Consider the following 22,388-nt stretch of genomic DNA (forward strand, 5'->3'; position numbering starts at 1 on the left):
CCGAGAAGAGGTCGACCATGACCCCCACCAAGACCGAGGTGCCGCCGCGGCGCGGCACCCCCGAGGACGCGGCTCCCACACCGGTGATCTCCGTGCGCGGGCTGTGGAAGGTGTTCGGGCCGAAGGCCGAGCGGGTGCCGGACTCCGAGGAGCTGTGCGGGCTCAGCCGCCGCGAGCTCATGGAGCGCACGGGCTGCACCGCCGCCGTGCGGGACGTGGACTTCGAGGTCGCGCCCGGCGAGGTCTTCGTCGTCATGGGCCTGTCCGGCTCCGGCAAGTCCACCCTGGTGCGCTGTCTGACCCGGCTGATCGAGCCCACCGCCGGCGAGATCGTCTTCGAGGGCGAGGACATCCGGGATGCCGACGAGCGCCGGCTGCGCGAACTGCGGCGCAGCAAGTTCTCCATGGTCTTCCAGCACTTCGGTCTGCTGCCCCACCGCCGCGTCGTCGACAACGTGGCGTTCGGTCTCGAGATCCGCGGCATGGGAAGGGCCGAGCGCACCCGGCGGGCACTGGAGGTCGTCGAGCTCGTGGGCCTGTCCGGCTACGAGAACTCCTACCCCGACCAGCTCTCCGGCGGCATGCAGCAACGGGTGGGTCTGGCACGGGCGTTGGCCGGCGACCCGGACGTCCTCCTCTTCGACGAGCCGTTCTCCGCGCTCGACCCGCTGATCCGCCGTGACATGCAGAGCGAGGTCGTCCGGCTGCACCACGAGGTCGGCAAGACCATGGTGTTCATCACCCATGACCTCTCCGAGGCACTCAAGCTCGGCGACCGCATCCTCATCATGCGCGACGGCAAGATGGTCCAGTGCGGCACCGGCGACGAACTCGTCGGCGCCCCCGCCGACGACTACGTCCGTGACTTCGTGAAGGACGTGCCGCGCGGCGACGTGCTGACCCTGCGCTGGATCATGCGCCCCGTGACCCCCGAAGACCCGCTGGACGGGCCCGAGCTGGGTCCGGACGTCGTCGTCAAGGAGGCCACCCGGGCGGTCCTCGCGGCCGAGAAGCCCGTCAAGGTGGTCGAGAACGGCGAACTGCTCGGCATCGTCGGGGACGAGGAGATCCTCGCGGTGGTCGCCGGGCAGGAAGGCGACGCGTGATGACCGTCGTCATGGAGAAACCCGAGACCTCGGGGGAGGGCCGGCAGGCCCCGACGCCCCCGCCGGTCACCCCCGCGCGCAGGATCAGCCGGTCCATGATGATCGCCGGGATCGTGGTCGTCTGGCTCGGCCTGTTCGTCGTCCTGCGCGGGAAGCAGACGCTGTCGCTGGCCGCGGCCGACCTCACCGATCTGCACCGCCGGCTCAACGACGTCAACGACTCCATCGGCGCCGACCGCAACTCCAACCCGCTCTTCCTGTACTTCTTCAACGAGATCCGGCTGGTCATCGACACCCTGGTGACCTTCGTCCAGGACCTCATCTCCCAGCCCTCCGGCGACCGGCCGCTCCCGCAGATCGGCTGGCTCGGAGTCGTCGGCCTGGCCGGCTACGTCTCCTGGGCGGTGGCCAACTGGCGGGTCGCGCTGCTGGCCGTGGCCGGCTTCACCTTCCTCGGGCTCCAGGGCCTGTGGCAGGAGAGCATGGACACCCTGTCGCTGACGCTCTCCGCGGTCCTCGTGGCGCTGCTGTTCGCGATTCCGCTGGGGGTGTGGGCGGGCCTGTCGGAACGGGTCAACCGGATCGTCACGCCCTTCCTGGACTTCATGCAGACGATGCCGACCATGGTCTACCTCGCGCCGCTCACCCTGTTCTTCCTCATCGGCGGCGCCTCCGCGACCATCGCCACCGTCGTCTACGCGGCGCCACCGGCCATCCGCATCACCGCGCACGCCATCCGCTCGGTGCCCCCGACGACCGTCGAGGCCGCCGAGTCCATGGGCGCCACCCGCAGGCAGTCGCTGCTCAAGGTGCTGCTGCCCATGTCCAAGCGGACCGTGGTGATGGGCGTCAACCAGACCATCATGGCCGCCCTCGCCATGGTGACCATCGCCGCCCTGATCGACGCCCCCGGACTCGGCAAGACCGTCGTCCAGGCCCTCCAGTCCCTCGACGTCGGAACGGCGTTCAACGCGGGCCTCGCGATCGTCGTCCTGGCGATCGTCCTGGACCGGGTCACCACCGCGGCGAGCGGACGCGCGGAGGCGGCCCGGCGGTCCGGCAACCCCCTGCTCAAGTGGCGTCGGCATCTGGTCGTGGCCGGGGGAGCGGTGACGGCCGTACTCGTGTACCTCTCGCACACCTATGTGTGGGCGGCCGAGTTCCCGGGTGACGGCAGCGTCGGCAGCCATGTCGCCAAGGCCGCCGACGACGTGACCACCTGGGCCCAGGACCACCTGTCGGGCCTGACCAACGGCTTCCGGGACGTCATCACCAACGGTCTGCTCAACCCCTTCCAGACCCTGCTGACCGACTCCCCGTGGTGGCTGGTCGGTGCCGCCCTGACCGGGATCGCCGTGGTCCTCGGCAGCTGGCGGGCCGGGATCACCACGGTCGTGTGCGCGGGCCTGCTGGTCGCCACCGGCCTGTGGTCGGACGCCATGACCACCCTCGCGTCGACCGTGGTGGCGACCGTGCTGGTGATGCTGCTCGGTGCGGTCTTCGGGGTGTGGATGGGCCGCAACGCGCTGGTGGACCGACTCGTGCGGCCCACCCTCGACGCGGCCCAGGTCATGCCGCCGTTCGTCTACCTCGTACCGTTCCTGGCCCTGTTCGGCGCGACCCGGTTCACGGCCATCGTCGCCGCGATCGTCTACGCGGCCCCGGTCGCCATCAAGATCATCGCGGACGGGGTGCGGACCGTCCCCGCGACCACCGTCGAGGCGGCCACCTCCACCGGGTGCAACACCTGGCAGATCATCACCAAGGTCCAGCTCCCGATGGCCCGCAGCGCCCTGACGCTCGCGACCAACCAGGGCCTGATCTACGTGCTGTCGATGGTCGTCGTCGGCGGCCTCGTGGGCGCGGGCGCCCTCGGCTACGACGTGGTGGCCGGCTTCTCGCAGGGACAGCTGTACGGCAAGGGCCTGGCGGCCGGACTCGCCATCGTCCTGCTCGGCGTCATGTTCGACCGGATCACTCAGGCTGCGGCTCGCCGCACCAGCGCATAAGGAGCACCACACGATGGCAAGACACTGGCGAGCCGGCGCGGCCGGCCTGGCGGTCCTCGGTCTCACCCTCACGGCCTGCGGCGGTGCGAAGGTCGGCGACTCCTCGGAGGCTGGCGGTTCGGGCAGCTCGGGCAAGTGCGGCACCTTCAACCTCGCGGTCAACCCGTGGGTCGGCTACGAGGCCGACGCGGCGGTCGTCGCGTACGTCGCCGAGCACGACCTGAAGTGCAAGGTCGCCAAGAAGGACCTCAAGGAGGAGATCGCCTGGCAGGGCTTCGGCACCGGAGAGGTCGACGCCGTCCTGGAGAACTGGGGTCACGACGACCTGAAGAAGAAGTACATCACCCAGCAGAAGACCGCCGTGGAGGCCGGCTCGACCGGCAACAAGGGCATCATCGGCTGGTACGTGCCGCCGTGGCTGGCCAAGGCCCACCCGGACATCAAGGACTGGAAGAACCTCAACAAGTACGCCGCGAAGTTCAAGACCTCCGAGTCCGGCGGCAAGGGCCAGCTCCTGGACGGCGACCCGTCGTACGTCACCAACGACGAGGCCATCGTCAAGAACCTCAAGCTGGACTTCAAGGTGGTGTACGCGGGCAGCGAGACCGCGCTCATCCAGGCCTACCGCAACGCCGAGAAGAACAAGCAGTGGGTGATCGGCTACTTCTACGAGCCGCAGTGGTTCCTGTCCGAGGTGCCGCTGGTCAAGGTCGACCTGCCCGCGTACAAGACCGGCTGCGACGCGGATCCGGCCAAGGTGGCCTGCGACTACCCGGTCTACGACCTCGACAAGATCGTCAGCGCCAAGTTCGCCAAGTCCGGCAGCCCCGCCTACGACCTGGTGAAGAAGTTCAACTGGACCAACGACGACCAGAACGTCGTGGCGAAGTACATCGCCGTGGACAAGATGACGCCGGACGCGGCCGCCAAGAAGTGGGTCGACGCCAACCGTGCCAAGGTCGACGCCTGGCTCAAGTAGGCCGGTCCAGGGGGCCCGGTGGGCGGCGCGCGCGGGTGCGCGCCGCCCACCGGGCCTTGCCGTTTTCCGGCCGGTTCCGCGAGGTCACGGACCCTCTTGACACCCACCGGCGCGACGGGCACATTGAGTTGCGCAGCCTGAATCGTGTTGCGTAAAAAGCAACTTATCCGGAGGTGCGGCGATGGCGGGACCCCGAGTGGTCATCATCGGAGCGGGCGTCGTCGGCGCAGCACTCGCCGACGAACTCTCCGCGCGCGGCTGGACCGAGGTGACCGTCGTCGACCAGGGCCCGCTGCCCGCCACCGGCGGGTCCTCCTCGCACGCCCCGGGCCTGGTCTTCCAGGCCAACCCCTCCAAGACCATGACCGAGCTGGCCCGCTACACCGTCGAGAAGTTCTGCTCCCTCGACGTCGACGGACAGCCCTGCTTCCTCCAGGTCGGCGGCCTGGAGGTGGCCACCACCCCGGAGCGCGTCACCGAACTGCACCGCCGCCACGGCTGGCTCACCGCCTGGGGCGTGGACTCGCGGATCCTGACCGGCGACGAGTGCGTCGAGAAGCACCCCCTGGTCAACCGCGACCGCGTCCTCGCCGGCCTGCACATCCCCACCGACGGCCTCGCCAAGGCCGTCCTCGCCGTCGAGGCCCAGATCCGCCGGGCCACCGACCGTGGCGTGACCTTCCTGGACCGTCACGAGGTCCTGGACATCCTCCGTACCGACGGCGAGGTCACCGGCGTCCGCACCGACCAGGGCGACCTGGAGGCCGAGATCGTGGTCTGCTGCGCCGGCATCTGGGGCCCGAGGATCGCCCGCATGGTGGGCATGAACCTCCCGCTCACCCCGCTCGCCCACCAGCTCGCCTGGACCGGCCCGGTCCCCGCGCTCGCCGGCCAGGCCGAGGAGGCGGTCCGCCCGATCCTGCGCCACCAGGACGCCGACCTCTACTACCGCGACCGCCACGACACCCTCGGCATCGGCTACTACGGCCACCGCCCCATGCCGATCAGCGCCGACGAGATCCTCTCCTGCGACGAGGCCGACGCCATGCCGTCCGTCCTGAAGTTCACCGAGGACGACTTCGCGGACGCCTGGACCGAGACCCAGTCACTGCTCCCGGCGACCAAGGACGCGAAAGTCGAGGAGGGCATCAACGGTCTCTTCTCCTTCACCACCGACGGCATGCCCCTGCTCGGCGAGTCCCCGGACGTCAAGGGCTTCTGGGTCGCCGAGGCCGTCTGGGTCACCCACTCCGCCGGTGTCGGCCGGGCCGTCGCCGAGTGGCTGGTCGACGGCCACTGCTCCTCCTTCGACCTCCACGAGTGCGACGTCAACCGCTTCGAACCGCACCAGCTCTCCCCGGAGTACGTGCTGGCCCGCGACTGCCAGAACTTCGTCGAGGTCTACGACATCCTCCACCCGCTCCAGCCCTCCGGCGACCCGCGCCCGATCCGCACGAGCCCCTTCCACACCCGCCAGCAGGAACTGGGCGCGGTGTTCCTGGAGGCCAACGGCTGGGAGCGGCCGCACTGGTACGAGGCCAACGCGGGTCTGGTGGAAGGCCGTTCGATCGTCACCCCCAACGACTGGGCGGCCCGGTACTGGTCGCCGATCGTCGGTGCCGAGGCCCAGGTCACCCGCGAGACCGTCGCGATGTACGACATGACGGCCCTCAAGCGCCTGGAGGTGAGCGGACGGGGCGCCGCCGACTTCCTGGAGCGGCTGTGCACCGGCAAGGTCGCCAAGTCCGTCGGCTCGGTGACGTACACCCTGCTCCTCGACCACGACGGCGGCATTCGCAGCGACATCACCGTCGCGAGGCTCGCCCCCGACGTCTTCCAGGTCGGCGCCAACGGCAACCTCGACCTCGACTGGTTCACCCGCCACCTCCCCGCCGACGGCACCGTCCAGGTCCGCGACATCACCCCCGGAACCTGCTGCATCGGCCTGTGGGGCCCGCTCGCCAGGGACGTCCTCCAGCCCCTCACCGACGAGGACTTCTCAGCCACCGGCCTGAAGTACTTCCGTGCCAAGCGCGCCCACATCGGGTCCGTCCCGGTGACGGCCATGCGGCTGTCGTACGTCGGCGAACTCGGCTGGGAGCTGTACACCACCGCCGATCTCGGACAGAAGCTGTGGGACACCCTGTGGCGGGCGGCGAAGCCGCTGGGCGGCATCGCGGCCGGCCGGGGCGCCTTCAACAGCCTCCGCCTGGAGAAGGGCTACCGCTCCTTCGGCACCGACATGACCTACGAGCACGACCCGTACGAGGCCGGCGTCGGCTTCGCCGTCAGGGCCGACAAGGAGGACTTCATCGGCAAGGCGGCACTGGAGCGGCGCGCGGCCGACGTCCGACGGAAGCTGACCTGCCTGACCATCGACGACCCGCGGGCCGTCGTCATGGGCAAGGAGCCGGTGTACGACGGTGAGCGCGCGGTCGGCTACGTCACCAGCGCCGCCTTCGGCCACACCATCGGCAAGGGCATCGCGTACGCGTGGCTCCCGGCGCACCTCGCCACCCCCGGCACCCCCGTCCGGATCGGCTACTTCGACCGGTTCGTGGACGCCGTGGTCGCCGAGGAGCCCCTGTTCGACCCGGCCATGTCCCGTCTGCGCGGCTGACCAGGCCCGCAGGAGACGCCGTCCCCGCACCCTCCCGGCACCTCAGGAGACATCCGATGAGCCCCCGCACCCCCGGCGCCGAACTCCCCGAACACCCGGACTGGCTGTGGCGCACCCCCGAGCCGAAGCGCTCCTACGACGTGATCGTCGTCGGCGGCGGCGGACACGGTCTGGCCACCGCCCACTACCTCGCCAGGAACCACGGCATCACCAATGTGGCCGTGCTGGAGAAGGGCTGGCTCGCGGGCGGCAACATGGCCCGCAACACCACGATCATCCGCTCCAACTACCTCTGGGACGAGAGCGCCGGCATCTACGAGCACGCCCTCAAACTCTGGGAGGGCCTCGCGGACGAACTCGACTACCCGATCCTCTTCTCCCAGCGGGGCGTGCTGAACCTCGCCCACAGCCTCCAGGACGTCCGCGACAGCGTGCGCCGGGTGGAGGCGAACCGCCTCAACGGCGTGGACGCGGAATGGCTCGACGCGGACGGCGTCAAAGAGGTCTGCCCGATCGTCAACGTCTCCCCGGACGTGCGCTACCCGGTCCTCGGCGGCACCTACCAGCCGCGCGCCGGCATCGCCAAGCACGACCACGTCGCCTGGGGCCTGGCCCGCTCGGCCGACGCGGCGGGCATCGACATCATCCAGAACTGCGAGGTCACGGGACTGGACGTGGTCGGCGGCAGGGTGACCGGCGTCCGCACCACACGGGGCCCGATAGCGGCGGGCAAGGTCGCCCTGTGCTCGGCGGGCCACACCTCGGTCCTCGCGGCCATGGCCGGCATCGAACTCCCGCTCCAGAGCCACCCGTTGCAGGCCCTGGTCTCCGAACTCCTCGAGCCGGTGCACCCGACGGTCGTGATGTCCAACGCCGTCCACGTGTACGTCAGCCAGGCGCACAAGGGCGAGCTGGTGATGGGGGCGGGCATCGACTCGTACAACTCCTACACCCAGCGCGGGGCGTTCCACATCATCGAGGAACAGATGGCGGCCGCCCTGGAGCTCTTCCCGGTCTTCGCCCGCGCCCACGTGCTGCGCACCTGGGGCGGCATCGTCGACGTCAGCCCCGACGCCTCGCCGATCATCGGCCTCACGCCCGTCGAGAACCTGTACCTCAACTGCGGCTGGGGGACCGGCGGTTTCAAGGCCACCCCGGGCGTCGGCTGGGTCTACGCCCACACGATCGCCCACGACACACCCCACCCGCTCAACGCCCCCTTCACGCTCGACCGTTTCACCACCGGCGCGCTCGTCGACGAGCACGGCGCCGCCGCGGTGGCCCACTAGGGATCCTCGAGGAGCCGAACGACATGCTGCTGATCCCCTGCCCGTGGTGCGGACCCCGCGACGAGTCCGAGTTCCACTACGGCGGCCAGGCCCACGTCCCCTACCCGGAGGCCCCGGCCGACCTGAGCGACGAGGAGTGGGCCCGCTACCTCTTCTTCCGCGCCAACCCGAAGGGCCCCTTCGCCGAACGCTGGAGCCACGCGGCGGGCTGCCGGCGCTGGTTCAACGCGGTACGGAACACGGCGACGAACGAGGTGCTGGCCGTGTACCGGGTGGGGGAGAGCCGCCCGGAGGCAGCGGTGCCGCTTCAAGCGAATTCGCGCCCCCTTCCGGTCACCTCTCAGCCTCGTTCGGCACCAACAGCCCGTCCGGCGTTTGAGGACGAGGCCTTTCGGGCCGACGGGGGTCCGGGGCCGCAGCCCCCGGGCGGGGCCGAAGGGGCGGCAGCCCCTGGGGACGGGACGGGCAGGGGCCGCGGGGGCGAGGAAAACCCCTACCGCCACCCCACCCGAGGCCGCATCGCCCGCGACCAACCCCTCACCTTCACCTTCGACGGCACCGCCTACCAGGGCTACAAGGGCGACACCCTCGCCTCCGCCCTCCTGGCCAACGGCATCATCCAGACCGGCACCAGCATCAAACTCGGCCGCCCCCGAGGCATCTTCTCCGCGGGCGTGGAAGAACCCAACGCGGTCGTCCAGATCGAAGAACCCTTCCCCGAACCCATGCTCCCCGCGACCACCGTCGAACTCCACGACGGCCTGGTCGCCACCGGCCTCCCCGGCCAGGGCCGCCTCGCCACCACCCCCGACCCCGCCCGCTACGACGCCGTGCACACCCACTGCGACGTCCTGATCGTCGGAGCCGGCCCGGCCGGCCTCGCGGCAGCCGCGGCGGCAGCGGGCAGCGGCGCCCGGGTCGTCCTCGCCGACGACCAACCGGAGCCCGGCGGCAGCCTGTTGGGCACGGCCGAGCACCTCGACTGGGCCGCGGCGACCGCGGCCCTCCTCGAAGCCGCCCCCGACGTCCGCGTGCTGCGCCGCACCACGGTCTTCGGCCACTACGACGACAACCACCTCCTCGCCGTCGAGCGCCGCACCAACCACCTCGGCGCGGACGCCCCCGCGTACGTCTCCCGCGAACGCGTCCACCGCATCCGCGCCCGCCGCGTCGTGCTCGCCACCGGCGCCCACGAACGCTCCCTGGCCTTCGCCGACAACGACCGCCCCGGAGTGATGCTGGCCGCCTCGGCCCGGGCCCACCTCAACCGGTACGGCGTCCTGCCCGGCCGCCACGCGGTGGTGTTCACCACCAACGACAGCGCGTACACGGCGGCGCTGGACCTGCACGCGGCCGGCGTGACGGTGGCCGCGATCGTCGACACCCGTCCCGAGCCGGGGGAGTGGGCCGACCGCGCCCGCGAGGCCGGCATCGAGGTGCTGCCCGGCCACGCCGTCACCGGCACCGAGGGCGAGGCGCGCCTCGCCGCCGTGACCGTCGCCCCCTACGGAACCCATGAAACGACCACGGGGCAGCGGGAGTTCGCCGCCGACCTGCTCCTCGTCTCCGGCGGCTGGAACCCGGTGGCCCACCTGTTCAGCCAGGCGGGCGGCACCCTGCGCCACGACGAGACGCTCGGCACCTTCGTCCCGGACTCCTGCCGTCAGGCCGTCGAGGTCGCGGGCGCCGCGAACGGCGTGTGGGACCTGCGCGAGGTGCTCGCTCAGGGCGCCGCTGCCGGAGCCCGCGCGGTCGAGGCCGAGGGCTGCACCGCCCGGACCCCGGTGCTCCCGCAGGTGCCCGCACCGCCCCGGCCGACCCCGCCCATGCAGGTCTTCACCGTCCCGGGCCGCGAGGGCGCCCCCCGTTTCGTCGACCTCCAACGCGACGTCACCGTGGACGACCTGACCCGTGCCACCGGCGCCGGCATGCGCTCGGTGGAGCACACCAAGCGGTACACCACGGCCGGTACCGCCAACGACCAGGGCAAGACCTCCGGCGTCCTCGCGAGCGGGGTCGTCGCCGAACTGCTCGGCGTGGACGTGGCCGCGCTCGGCACCACGACCTTCCGGCCCCCGTACACGCCCGTCTCCTTCGCCGCGCTCGCCGGCCGCGACCGCGGCGCCCTGCACGACCCGGTCCGCACGACCGCCCTGCACGAGTGGCACGTCGAGCACGGCGCCCGCTTCGAGAACGTCGGCCAGTGGAAGCGACCCTGGTACTACCCGCGCGACGGCGAGGACATGACGGCGGCCGTCCTGCGCGAGTGCGCCGCCGCCCGCGAGGGCGTGGCCTTCATGGACGCCTCCACCCTCGGCAAGATCGACGTACAGGGCCCGGACGCGGCCGTGTTCCTGGACCGGCTCTACACCAACATGATGTCCACCCTGAAGGTCGGCATGATCCGCTACGGCGTGATGTGCCGGCTGGACGGCATGGTCTTCGACGACGGCACCGTCATCCGTCTCGCCCCCGACCGCTTCCTGGTCACCACGACCACCGGCAACGCGGCGGCCGTACTGGACTGGATGGAGGAGTGGCTCCAGACGGAGTGGCCGGAGCTGAGGGTCCACTGCACCTCGGTCACCGAGCAGTGGGCCACCGTCGCCCTGGTCGGGCCGAAGTCCCGGGCCGTCCTCGGCTCCCTCGCGCCCGAACTGGCGGTCGGCAACGACGACTTCCCCTTCATGGCCTGGCGCGAGACCCCCGTCGCGGGCATCGACGCGCGCGTGTGCCGGATCAGCTTCTCCGGCGAACTCGCCTACGAGATCAACGTGTCGCCGTGGCAGGCCCGCAGCCTGTGGGAGGCGCTGCACCAGGCCGGAGCCCCGTACGGCATCACCGCGTACGGCACGGAGACCATGCACGTCCTGCGCGCCGAGAAGGGCTACCCGATCATCGGCCAGGACACCGACGGCACCGTCACCCCGCACGACCTCGGCATGAGCTGGGCGGTGTCCAAGAAGAAGCCCGACTTCATCGGCAAGCGCTCCTACGCCCGCGCCGACACCGCCCGCCCGGACCGCAAGCACCTCGTCGGCCTGCTCCCCGAGGAGCCGGGCACCCTCCTGCCCGAGGGCACCCAGCTGGTCGCCGACAGCGTGCTGCCCGCACCGCCCGTCCCGATGCTCGGCCACGTCACCTCCAGCTACCGCAGCGCGGCTCTCGGCCGGACCTTCGCCCTCGCCCTGATCAAGGGCGGCCGGGAGCGCGTCGGCGAGCGGCTCTACGCCCCCGTCGGCGACCGGCTGGTCCCGGTGACCGTCGCAAGCCCCGTCCTCTACGACCCCGAGGGAGCCCGCCGCGATGGCTGACACCGCCGCCCCGACCACCGCGATGGCTGGCACCGCCGCCCCGACCACCGCGATGGCTGACACCGCCCCGACCGCAACCCCGCTCCGCAGCCCGCTGGAGGGGGCACGGGACCGCCTGGCGGCCGTGACCCGTGCCTCCCGGGGCGCGGTCCGGCTGGCGGAGCTGCCCTTCCTGACCCAGCTCGACGTGCGCCTCGACGCCAAGGGCGCGGCGGCCGACGCGGTCGGGCTGGCGCTCGGGCTCACCCTGCCCGTGGAGCCCGACACCGTCGTACGCGCCGGGGAGCTCACCGCGCTGTGGCTCGGCCCCGACGAGTGGCTCGTGGTGGCACCGCCCGGGCGGCGGGACGTGGAGGGCCGTGTCCGCGAGGCCGGCGGCGACGAACCGGTGTCCGTCGTGGACGTGTCCGCGCAGCGCACCACGCTGCTGGTCTCGGGGCCCCGGGCCCGTGACCTGCTGGCCCACGGCTGTGCGCTGGACCTGCACCCGCGAGCCTTCCGGGCCGGGCGCTGCGCCCAGACCACGCTGGGGCGCACCCAGGTGGTGCTGGTCGCCCGCGACGAGCCCAGCACCGGGTTCTGGGTGCTGGTCCGTTCGTCCTTCGCCGGTTATCTCGCCGACTGGCTGGTGGACGCGGCCGTGGAGTGGACGGGCCCGGACCTCATGACGGAGCGCCGGCAGATCTCTTGACGACGCGTCAGCCCAAGTGGCCCAGGCGGCGGCTGAGTTCGTCCGCTCCCTCGACCAGGAGGGGGGCCAGCTCGTGCATCCGTTCCTCGGTGAGACGGAAGGCGGGCCCGGACGCGGTCAGGGCGGCGACGACCTCGCCGCCCGAGGAACGCACGGGCGCGGCCATCGCGTTGAGGCCCTCCTCGTACTCCTCCACGGTCATGGCGTAGCCGCGCTCACGGACCCGGGCCAGTTCCGCGTCCAGGCTCTTGCGGGACGTCAGGGTGTGCGCCGTCATGCGGGGGAGTCCGGCCGCGGCGACGAGCTCATCCAGCCGCCTGGGGGCGAGGTGGGCGAGCAGGACCTTGCCGCTCGACGTGCAGTGCATCGGCGTGAGCCGGCCGACCCAGTTCTGCGCGGTGATCGCGGACTGGCCGCGCACCTGGTCGAGGTTGATCACATGGTGGGACTCCAGGACCGCGATGTTCATCGTCTCGCCCAGGGTGTCGGCGAGGCGCTCGCAGATCCCGCGCCCGTGCTTGGTGACGTCGATGCGGCCGGTGACCGCGCCGGCCAGCCGCACGATGCCGAAGCCGAGCCGGTACTTCCCGCGCTCGCCCTCCTGCTCGACCATCCCGTGCGCCTCCAGCGCGCCGAGCAGGCGGAACGCGGTGGACTTGTGGACGTCGATGGCGTCGGCCACTTCACTGACGCCTGCCTCGCCGCGCTGGGCCAGGATCTCCAGCACGGTGACAGCCCGGTCCACGGACTGCACACCGCCGCCGGACGCCCCCGCGGACTCGGTGCCGTTGCTGCTCATGGCGGAACCATATGCGAAAGAGGCAACACAGGTCAGCGGAAGACCACCGTGCGCCGGCCGTTGATCATGACCCGGCTCTGGCTGTGCCACTCGACGGCCCGGGCGAGGACCTGCGCCTCCACGTCCCGGCCCAGGGTGACCAGGGTCTCGGGGCTCTGCGCGTGGCTCACCCGCATCACGTCCTGCTCGATGATGGGCCCCTCGTCGAGGTCGGGGGTGACGTAGTGGGCGGTGGCCCCGACCAGCTTGACGCCCCGCTCGTGCGCCTGGACGTAGGGGCGGGCGCCCTTGAAGCTCGGCAGGAACGAGTGGTGGATGTTGATCGCCCGGCCCTCCAGCTGCTTGCACAGGTCGTTGGAGAGGATCTGCATGTAGCGGGCGAGGACCACCAGGTCGACGTCCAGCCGCTCCACGAGCTCCAGCAGCCGCGCCTCCGCCTCGGGCTTGGTCTCCGGGGTCACCGGCACATGGTGGAAGGGGATGCCGTAGCTCTCGGCGAGCGGCGCGAAGTCGGGGTGGTTGGAGACGATCGCCGGCACCTCGATGTTCAGCGCGCCGGTGCGCCACCGGAAGAGCAGGTCGTTCAGGCAGTGGCCGAACTTGGACACCATGATCAGGGTGCGGGTCGGTGTCGAGGCGTTGTGCAGCTGCCAGGTGATCCGGTACGCCTCGGCGACCGGGGCGAAACCGGAGCGCAGCGTCTCCAGGGAGGTGGCCGGGTCCGACACGTCGAAGTGGACGCGCATGAAGAAGCGGTCCTGGAGCCGGTCGTCGAACTGCTGGCTCTCCCGGATGTTCCCGGAGTGCCGGACGAGGAAGCCGCTGACGGCGTGGACCAGTCCGGAGCGGTCGGGGCAGGAGAGGGTGAGGACGAACTCGCGGTCGGGTTGGGGTCGAAGAGACACTGAGTCCTCCCGAAGGCTGCGCATTACGCAACAGTGCGACTGATACGCAACATGCTCGCGGCAGCGGCGCCCCGCGGTCAAGGGGCCCAGGGGCGGAGACCCGTGGATGCAGTGCGTCCGCGGACCGGTGGTCGGCCCGGCGGCCGTCGTGGGGCTCCTGTGCACCCCGGTTAGGATCTGAGCCACCGGACCTCGGGAGACAGCGATGACGCCAGTGGCAGGACAGGGCGGGAGTCCCGGCGCACCGCGTGCCGTGGACGTCGCCCAGCGGGCCGGTGTCTCGCAGAAGACGGTCTCCCGGGTCTTCAACGGCGAGCGCTATGTGTCGGCGGACGTGCGGGCGCGGGTGCTGGAAGCCGCGGAGGAACTCGGCTACCGGCTGAACACCGCGGCCCGCGCCCTGGCCACGGGGCGCACCCGCTCGATCGGCGTGGTCACCCTCGGCACCGCCCTCTACGGCCCCGCCTCCCTGCTCATCGGCATCGAACGGGCCGCCCGGGACGCGGGGTACGCGCTCCGGGTCGTCAACACGCTGGAGGGCGATCCGGCGGGCGTCGCGGGGGCCGTGGACTCGCTCCTCGCCCAGGGCGTGGACGGCATCGTGGTGTCCGAACCGATCGACGAGGGCTCGGTGTCACTCGACGCGGGCGTGCCGGTCCTGGTCCTCGGAGCGCCCGCGACCGTCGGCGGTGCGCGGACCGTGACCGTGGGGGTCGGCGCCGAGTCACTGGCCCGGGCGGCCACCGAACACCTGCTGGACCTGGGTCATGTGACGGTCCATCACCTCGCTGGTCCGCAACGGTGGTTCGCCGCCCGGGACCGGCTCCGGGGCTGGCGGACGGCGCTCGTGGCCCGCGACCGCGAGCAGCCCGCCGTCATCGAGGGCGACTGGTCGGCCGCGTCCGGCTATGCGGCGGCCCGGACCGTCGCCGCCGAGGGCGGGGTCACCGCGGTGTTCGCCGCCAACGACGACATGGCCATCGGCCTGGTCCGCGGACTGCTGGAAGCGGGCCTGCGGGTGCCGGAGGACGTGAGCGTCGTCGGCTTCGACGACACCCCGGTCTCCGCCTATGTCACCCCGCCGCTGACCACCGTGCGTCAGCCCTTCGACGCCGTGGCGCACGAAGGGCTCCGCCTGCTGGTCCGGGCCATCGAGGAACCGGACGCCGAGCCGGCCCGGGCGAGCGAACCGCCGGTCGAACTCGTCGTACGCGCCTCGACGGCACCGCCGCCCGGGCCCTGAGAGACGAGCCCTCAGGGCCGGGATCATCAGGCCGCCGTCACCTCTCCCGTGCGTACGGCGCCACGGCGATCCGGTCGATCAGCGGCGCGTACCGGGAGCGGAGCAGCACCCCGGGGAAGGTGTCCGACGCGTAGGTCGTGCCGTCGAAGTTGGGCAGCTCCTCGGAGCGGAAGGAGATCGTGTTCCGTCCCTTCTTGAGGGTGACCGGCACGGTCAGCTCCCAGAAGTCGTTCTGGTGGAAGGTGTGCGGGAAGCCGACCCGCCGGCCCGCGCCACCGTTGACGGAGATGTCCGCGTGCCGGGCCAGCGGGTCCGGGTTGTAGTGGGTGGCCTCCGACTGCTCGGGGTTGGAGTAGCGCACCCGCAGCGCGTACAGGCCGGCCTTGTCCGCGGTGACGTCGAAGGTCGCGGTGTTGCCGTTGCCCGGGTCGCCGCCGACGCCGGTGATCGCCGTGCCGTCGGTCGCCAGGGACAGCGAGGTGAGAGAAGCGGTTCCGGCGAGCCTGGCGTCCTGTGCCTCGTAGGTCCGTACCGGCAGCGTGCCCTCGGTCGGGGTGACCGTCAGCCGGTCGAGGAGCGTCGGGGCAGAACCGCCGGTCACCGTCACCTTGTTGACGCCCCCGGAGAGGGAGACCGCGACCGCCCGGCGGTCCTTGGTGAGCCGCAGCACCTCGTGTCCGTTCACCGCGACCCGGGCGTCCGCGCCGCCGAGGGTGTCGACCCTGAGCGTGGCCTCGCGGTCGGCGGGGGAGTAGACCCAGAAGGTGGCAGTCTGGCCCTTCGCGAGCCGGGCCGCGCCCGAGCCGGTGGCCGCCCGCTTCGGCAGGTCGTACACCGGCTGCGCCCCACCGCCCAGCCAGGCCAGCTCGCCCTCGTACACCCGGGTGTCGGCGGACGCGTCCGGCAGGGACAGCGTGAGCCGGTCCACGATGGCGTCACCCTTCGTCACGCGCTTGCCGTCGAGGCTCTTCGCCGCGAGCGTCAGGGTGTGCCTGCCCTTGGTGAGGTGCACCTTGGTGTCGGTGTGGTCCCACACCACCCACTTGTAGCCGAGGGGCAGGTGCAGCTCCTGCTCGCCGGTGGCCTGGCCGTCCACGCGCAGGAAGACGTTGGTGGGGCCCTGCTCCTTCACCTGGTCGAAGGTGTTGAGGGAGTTGGCGAAGACGCTCAGGTCGTAGGTGCCGTCCTCCGGCACGTCCACCGGGAAGTCGAGCGTGACGTCCGAGCCGGTGCGCAGCCCGCCCACGTCGTACCCGCCGGAGGTGTAGAACTTCGACACGTCCGAAGTCGAGCCCTCGGGACCGTTCTTGGAGTAGCCCGACCCGGTGTGCGCCGCGTCCTCGGCCTCGTAGGAGCCCTGCCAGCGCACCGGGGCGGTCTGCGTGCCCTTCGCCTCACCGGCCGGGCTCAGGACGATCTCGTACGCCGAGGACTCCTTCAGCGCCGGGAGCGTGCCGTCGCCGAAGTCGACGGTGACCGTGCCGTCGTCCGTGACCTTCAGGTTCTTCTCGGTGAGCAGCTCGGGACCGGAGTTGTCGCCGATCTGCCCGCTCCACTCGATCTCGCGCACCCAGGCGTGCACGCTCGTGCCGAAGAGCTTCTTCGGCACGCCCGCGAAGGTGATGTGGCCCTTGCCGTTCGAGCCGCCGAAGAGCAGCCGGGCCTGCTTCTTCTTCTCGTCCAGGGTGGCCACGCCCTGCATGGTGTAGTTCTGGCCGGGGAACGGCGGGGCCACCGAGACGGTGTGGCCGCTCATCGAGGCGTACGAGTTCAGCAGCCACCACTGGCCGTTGCCCCGGTTCGACTGCACCGCGGAGTCGGACAGGTTGCCGTCGATGTTCCAGTACGCGATGTCGGCGTCCACCTTGGACTCCTCGATGGCGGACACCCACTGGATCATCTGGCCGGGGACCGAGGTGTGGTAGTTGAAGGCGTACTCGTTGATGTTGACGGGGAGTTGGGTGCCCTCGCGGGCGGTGCCCTTGAACAACTCCTTCTCCCAGACGCGGTACTTGGCCACGCTCGCGCGCACCGCCTCCGGGTGGCTCAGCTCGTGCCAGGTGATGACGTCCGGGAGGGTGCCGGCGGCCAGGGTGTGGGTGAGGAAGCCCTTCACCTGGTCGTACAGGACGCTGGTGTTGGGCCCGGCGATCCGCGCCTCGGGCATCCTCGCCTTGATGAGCCTGTACGCGGAGTCCCAGGCCGCGAAGTAGGCGTCCGGGTCGGTCAGCCAGCTGACCTTGTCGTAACTCCACTGCCCGGTACCGAACATGTTGCCCTCGGGCTCGTTGAACGGCACGAAGACGATGTTGTCCTGGTACTGCTTGGGCAGCTGGAGCACCTGGTCGACCTGCTTGGCGATCTTCTCCTCGTACAGCTTCACCTTCTGCGCGGGGGTGTCGCCCGGCCACTCGTAGGGGAAGCCGCGGTGGATGTCGGTCATGTAGATGTAGACATCGCCGTCGGTGGAGTCGGCCAGCGGCCTCACCACGTCCAGCGCGTCGGCGCCGGGGTGCTGCGGCCCGTCCTGGGCCTTGGTGGAGACCGTGCGCAGGCCCATGCCCTCGATGAGGTTGTTGGTGGGCACGTCCGGTCCGTACACGCCGTACAGGGTGCCGGAGGCCCCGCCGTGGAACGCGCCCGTGTCCGAGCCCAGATCCACGGTGAGCTGGCCCTCGCGGACCACGGTCACCGTCGCCTTCACCGCCCGTCCGGCCGCGGTCCCGGCCACCGTGAAGGTCCCCGGCCTGGCGTACTTCTCGGGTGGTACGGCGTCCCAGACGATCGCCGTGTCGCGGTCGTAGCCGTCCGAGAAGGAGGCGCGGACGGCGACCGGGAGCGATGGGGCGGTTCCGTCGGTCGTCCGGACGTCGAAGGACGTCGTCGAGAGGTCCTGGAGGCTCGGCACGGTCCCGACCAGGCCGGCCACCTGATCGGCGCTGAGCGCGGTGTGCCACACCGTGAAGTCGTCGACGGCGCCCTTGAGCAGCGGGTCCGGGTAGAGGGACTTGCCTATGTAGCCGGCCGCGGTCGCCGAACCGCTCAGCAGGTCCTTGGCCTTGATCGCGGTCGCGGCTGAGGACACCGCCACCCCGTCGAGGTAGGTGGTCAGCCGGCCGGCGGCGGTGTCGAGGGTGACGGTGACCGTCCGCCAGCCGTCGGCGGGCAGCGGCGCGTAGCCGCGGACCTGGGTCTCGCCGCCGCCTCCGCCGGTGGTCACGGAGGTCTGGAACAGCCCGCTGCCGTTGTACGGGGTGCTGAAGAGGTACCTGGACGTGTCGGTGCCCAGGTCGAAGATCCGCTGCCAGGGCGAGGTGTCGCCGCTCCACCTCACCCGGGCGGAGACGGTCAGGTCGCTCGCGTCGCCGACCACCTCGCGGGGCAGCCGGACGTACGCGCCGTCGGAGGTGGGCGCCCCGCCGGGCAGGGCCAGCGCCCGGCCGCCGTCGGCGCCCGCGACGGACTGGGCGGTGGTGCCGTTCACCAGACTCGCCGTCAGACCGTTGCCCGAACTGTCGGCGATCTTCCCGGAGGCGAGGTCGTCCTGGTCGAAGGTGTAGCGGGCGACGGGCCCCGGCGGCTCGGCGGCCTGCGCGGGGACGGCGGGGGCGGCCAGCAGGCCCGCGCCGAGGGCCAGCGCCATGGCGGCCGGGGCTCGACGGCGCGCGGAACTGTCAGCGGATGGCATGAATACGACCTCAATCGTCGGGGGAGGCGGCGTCCGTCCGCCCGCCTCCGTCATCGACCGGTTCGACTGCGTGACCTGCGGAAGGACGGAGCGGCCTCCGTCGTGGGGGATCGGGGCGGGTGCGGCGGCTTCGGTACGAGAGGGGTTGGGGGGACGCTGCGGTCCGGCTGTGTCGAACCGGTTCGGCGAAGCTAGCATCGGGTCCTGGGGCCAGCAATCCCTTGGACACGGGGTTCTTCTCGGACGTCCTGTCGGTCACCGGAGGTTCTGTTCCCGGTATTGACAGACGCCCCGCCGATTCCTACGTTCACATCACGCGAACCGGTTCGACGGCCGGTCGCCCATCCCGAGGAGTCGCCGTGAACATCGGTGAGATCGCCCGCCGGGCCGGTGTCTCGCGCAGCACCGTGTCCTACGCGCTGAGCGGCAAACGCCCGGTGTCCGAGGACACGCGCCGCAGGATCCAGCAGGTCGTCGACGAACTCGGCTACCAGCCCAGTGCCAGCGCCCGCGCCCTGGCCAACGGCCGGACCAGCACCATCGGCCTGGTCTTCCCGCCGGCCGGCAACCACTACACCGGCATGCAGCTGGACTTCATCGGCAGCGTCGTGGAGGCCGCCGCGGCCTGTGACTACGACGTGCTGCTGTCGCCCAGCGGGGTGGACAGCGACCGTTCCTTCCAGCGGCTGCTGGGGGAGCGGCGGGTCGACGGCGCGATCCTGATGGAGATCAGACTGGAGGACGACCGGGCCGACCACCTGGCCCGGCTCGGCTTCCCCTCCGTCGCCATCGGCCGCACCGCCCACGCGGAGGACGGCTGGTTCGTCGGCCTCGACCACACGGCACTCGCGGCGGCCTGCGTCCACCACCTCGCGGACCTCGGCCACCGCCGGATCGCGTTCGTCAACCGGCCCGAGCAACTCCTGCGCTCCGGCTACGAGTCGGCGCACCGAGGCCTCGACGGCTTCACGAAGGCCGCGGCCGAACGCGGGCTCACCGTCCGCACGTACTGCTGCGGCGACGACCCCGCCTCCGGCCAGGCCTGCCTGGAGAGGATCCTGCACGACGACCCGGCCACCACGGGCCTGGTCACCCTCAACGAGGCCGCGCTGGGCGGCCTGTACCGGGGGCTCGCCCACGCGGGCCGCCATGTGCCGCGCGACTTCTCCGTCACCGGAGTCGTCGCCAACCGGTGGGCGGAGACGGTGACCCCGCAGCTCACCGCCGCCGATGTACCGGCCGCCGAGATGGGCCGGCTCGCCGTCGACCTCCTGGTGGAGCGGCTCGGCCGTCCCGAGGCCCCGCCCCGCCACCACCTCCTCGTCCCACCGATCTCGCTGCGCGCCAGTACCGGGCCCGCAGGGACCTGATCGCAGCCCGCCCCCTCGGCACCTCACCCACGCACGAACCGCCGTTCGGCGTGCTCGCACACCCTTCCGACCCACCGCCGCGGCACCCGCATGCCCGAACCCGAAGGGAAACCGCCATGAACACCTTCTCCGGACGGCCCCGCCCGACCGCCGCGGTCCTGCTCGCGCTGGCCGTCGCCACCACCGCCACGGCCTGCGGCTCGGGCTCGGGCGGCAGCGGCACCAAGGCCGCCGACACCGGCACGTACACCGTCTGGGACCCGTACCCGCAGTTCACCAAGGGCTCGGCCTGGACCGACCTGCTCGACAAGTGCGGCACCGGGGCCGGTGTGAAGGTCAAGCGGACCGCCTTCGACACAAGCGACCTCGCCAACAAGACCCTGCTCGCCGCCCAGCAGGGCAACTCCCCGGACCTCCTCGTCGTCGACAACCCGGTCGTCTCCACGCTGGCCGAGGCGGGTGTCCTCACCACGACCGAGGAGAACAAGCTCGACACCTCGAAGGCCGACCCCAACCTCCTCGCGGCCGGCCAGTCCGGCGGCAAGACGTACGGCACCCCCATCGGCGCCAACACCCTCGCGCTCTACTACAACAAGAAGGTCCTCAAGGACGCGGGGGTGGACATCGCCTCGGTGAAGGACTGGCCGACGCTCACGGCGGCCCTGGCGAAGGTGAAGAAGGCCGGCAAGAAGGGCATCACCTTCTCCGCCATCGGTACCGAGGAGGGCAGCTTCCAGTTCCTGCCGTGGTTCTGGGGAGCGGGCGGCCAGCTGACCCGACTCGACTCCGCCCAGGGCCAGTCGGCGCTCTCCCTGTGGAAGGACTGGCTGAAGGCCGGCTACGCCCCCAACTCGGTCCTCAACAACACCCAGACCACCAGCTGGCAGGAGTTCGCGACCGGCGACTACGCGTTCGCGGAGAACGGCACCTGGCAGCTCGCCAACGCCAGGAAGGCCGGTTTCGAGTACGGCGTCCTCCCGATCCCCGGCGCCTCCGGCGGCAACGCACCCGCCCCGACCGGCGGGGAGTTCGTCACCCTCCCGGTCCAGAAGGACACCGCCCGCTACACCACCTCCCAGAAGCTGGCCACCTGCCTGACCAGCACCCAGAACCTCTACGCCACCGACACCACCCTGTCCTACGTGGCGCCCACCACCGAGGTCCAGGACAAGCAGGTGGCGGCCGACGCCGAACTGAAGCCGTGGGTCGCCGCGGTCCGGACCGCCAAGGGCCGCACCAGTGACGACCTGGGCACCAAGTATCCGAAGATCTCCGAGCAGTTGTGGAAGGCCGTCCAGTCCGCCCTCAGCGGCTCCAAGTCCCCGAAGGACGCGCTGACCGAAGCCCAGTCCGCCGCCAAGTGAGCAGCTCTCGGGATCAGTTGACGATCCGCCCGCCCCAAGCGCCGTCCCCGCGGGCCGAGTCCCGGGGTGCGGCCCCCCAGCCCCGGCGCCGGCCCGCCTCCCCCCAGTGGGCCGCCTGGGCCTTCCTCGCCCCGGTGACCCTCTACCTCGGCCTCTTCTACGCCTATCCGCTCTACCGCAACCTCGACCTGAGCCTGCGCGACTACACCGTCCGCTCCTTCGTCCAGGGCGACGCGCCCTTCACGGGACTGGCCAACTACCGCAAGATCCTGGACGATCCGACCTTCGCCCCGGCCCTGCTGCACACCGTGGTGTTCACCGCGGTGTGCCTGGTCTTCCAGTACGCCATCGGGCTGGCCCTCGCGGTCTTCTTCCACCAGAACTTCCGGCTCTCCGTCACCCTGCGGGCCCTGTTCCTGGTGCCCTGGCTGCTGCCGCTGATCGTGTCGGCGTCCACCTGGTCCTGGATGCTCAACAGCGAATCGGGCGTCGTCAACACCCTGCTGGGCGCCCTCGGCGTCGGCCCGGTCAACTGGCTGACCTCACCGTCCTGGTCGCTGGCCTCGGTGATCATCGCCAACATCTGGATCGGCGTCCCGTTCAACCTGGTCGTGCTCCACAGCGGCCTCCAGTCCATCCCGTCCAGCCTGTACGAGGCGGCCGCACTGGACGGCGCCAACGCCTGGCAGCGCTTCTGGCGCATCACCTTCCCGCTGCTGCGCCCGGTCTCCGCGATCACGCTGCTGCTGGGCCTGGTCTACACGCTCAAGGTCTTCGACATCATCTGGATCATGACCAAGGGCGGCCCGGCCGACTCGTCCACCACCTTCGCCACCTGGTCCTACCGGCTCGGCTTCGGCAACCTCCTGCCCGCCTTCGGCCCGGGGGCCGCCGTGGGCAACCTGCTGGTGATCGCCGCCCTGGTCTTCGGCCTGATCTATGTGCGGGCCCAGCGGAAGCAGGCACTGGCATGAGAGGACCTGGCGTGAGAGGACCTGGCGTGAGAGGACC

Annotated in this window: 14 protein-coding genes; 11 read left to right on the forward strand and 3 right to left on the reverse strand. The window is 71.2% G+C overall.

All coding sequences use genetic code 11. The annotated features are described in order from the left end of the window. The first annotated feature begins 17 nt into the window (after positions 1-17). The 7 genes from IF54_RS0109575 to IF54_RS0109605 all read left to right on the forward strand — a co-directional run bounded on the left by IF54_RS0109575 (position 18) and on the right by IF54_RS0109605 (position 12,008). Positions 18-1,106, forward strand: a complete 1,089-nt coding sequence (locus IF54_RS0109575; RefSeq protein ID WP_030316541.1) for a quaternary amine ABC transporter ATP-binding protein — start codon at positions 18-20, stop codon at positions 1,104-1,106. After that, positions 1,106-3,115 (forward strand): ABC transporter permease, encoded by a 2,010-nt coding sequence (locus IF54_RS0109580; RefSeq protein ID WP_030316543.1) that lies wholly within the window; start codon positions 1,106-1,108, stop codon positions 3,113-3,115. Before IF54_RS0109575 ends, IF54_RS0109580 begins: the two co-directional genes overlap by 1 nt. A 13-nt stretch (positions 3,116-3,128) precedes the next feature. Continuing rightward, positions 3,129-4,094, forward strand: coding sequence for an ABC transporter substrate-binding protein (locus IF54_RS0109585; protein ID WP_030316545.1), 966 nt, complete (start codon positions 3,129-3,131; stop codon positions 4,092-4,094). 181 nt (positions 4,095-4,275) lie between these two features. After that, positions 4,276-6,714 (forward strand): GcvT family protein, encoded by a 2,439-nt coding sequence (locus IF54_RS0109590; RefSeq protein WP_030316547.1) that lies wholly within the window; start codon positions 4,276-4,278, stop codon positions 6,712-6,714. Between the two features lie 56 nt (positions 6,715-6,770). Further along, positions 6,771-8,003 carry a sarcosine oxidase subunit beta family protein gene (locus tag IF54_RS0109595; RefSeq protein ID WP_030316549.1) on the forward strand — a complete coding sequence of 411 codons (1,233 nt, stop codon included), beginning with the start codon at positions 6,771-6,773 and terminating at the stop codon, positions 8,001-8,003. Between the two features lie 23 nt (positions 8,004-8,026). Continuing rightward, on the forward strand, positions 8,027-11,317 hold the full coding sequence (locus tag IF54_RS0109600; RefSeq protein WP_030316551.1) for a sarcosine oxidase subunit alpha family protein: 3,291 nt from the start codon (positions 8,027-8,029) through the stop codon (positions 11,315-11,317). A gap of 52 nt (positions 11,318-11,369) precedes the next feature. Continuing rightward, positions 11,370-12,008, forward strand: coding sequence for a sarcosine oxidase subunit gamma (locus tag IF54_RS0109605; protein WP_030316552.1), 639 nt, complete (start codon positions 11,370-11,372; stop codon positions 12,006-12,008). Between the two features lie 7 nt (positions 12,009-12,015). Here the strand turns inward: IF54_RS0109605 and IF54_RS0109610 are convergent, their stop codons facing one another. Beyond that, positions 12,016-12,807: an IclR family transcriptional regulator gene (locus IF54_RS0109610; RefSeq protein WP_030316555.1), complete on the reverse strand. Its 792-nt coding sequence runs from the start codon at positions 12,805-12,807 to the stop codon at positions 12,016-12,018. Between the two features lie 32 nt (positions 12,808-12,839). Beyond that, complete coding sequence (gene purU / locus IF54_RS0109615) at positions 12,840-13,712, reverse strand: formyltetrahydrofolate deformylase (protein WP_030316557.1); 873 nt, start codon at positions 13,710-13,712, stop codon at positions 12,840-12,842. Between the two features lie 205 nt (positions 13,713-13,917). Between purU and IF54_RS0109620 the strand changes: the two genes are divergently transcribed. Then, entirely contained in the window at positions 13,918-14,955 is a 1,038-nt protein-coding gene (locus IF54_RS0109620; RefSeq protein ID WP_078851917.1) for a LacI family DNA-binding transcriptional regulator, read from the forward strand. Positions 14,956-14,992: 37 nt separating this feature from the next. Here the strand turns inward: IF54_RS0109620 and IF54_RS0109625 are convergent, their stop codons facing one another. Further along, entirely contained in the window at positions 14,993-18,598 is a 3,606-nt protein-coding gene (locus IF54_RS0109625; RefSeq protein WP_030316561.1) for a LamG-like jellyroll fold domain-containing protein, read from the reverse strand. 404 nt (positions 18,599-19,002) lie between these two features. Between IF54_RS0109625 and IF54_RS0109630 the strand changes: the two genes are divergently transcribed. From IF54_RS0109630 to IF54_RS0109640, 3 genes are all read left to right on the forward strand, one after another. Next, positions 19,003-20,013 (forward strand): LacI family DNA-binding transcriptional regulator, encoded by a 1,011-nt coding sequence (locus IF54_RS0109630; RefSeq protein WP_030316563.1) that lies wholly within the window; start codon positions 19,003-19,005, stop codon positions 20,011-20,013. A gap of 116 nt (positions 20,014-20,129) precedes the next feature. Then, complete coding sequence (locus tag IF54_RS0109635; RefSeq protein WP_030316565.1) at positions 20,130-21,377, forward strand: sugar ABC transporter substrate-binding protein; 1,248 nt, start codon at positions 20,130-20,132, stop codon at positions 21,375-21,377. Between the two features lie 23 nt (positions 21,378-21,400). Further along, a complete protein-coding gene (locus IF54_RS0109640; RefSeq protein WP_051735382.1) occupies positions 21,401-22,351 on the forward strand; it encodes a carbohydrate ABC transporter permease in 951 nt (316 codons plus the stop codon). Positions 22,352-22,388 lie beyond the last annotated feature (37 nt).

The sequence above is a fragment of the Streptomyces sp. NRRL B-3229 genome (genome assembly GCF_000719505.1).
Classification (GTDB): Bacteria; Actinomycetota; Actinomycetes; order Streptomycetales; family Streptomycetaceae; genus Streptomyces; species Streptomyces griseorubiginosus.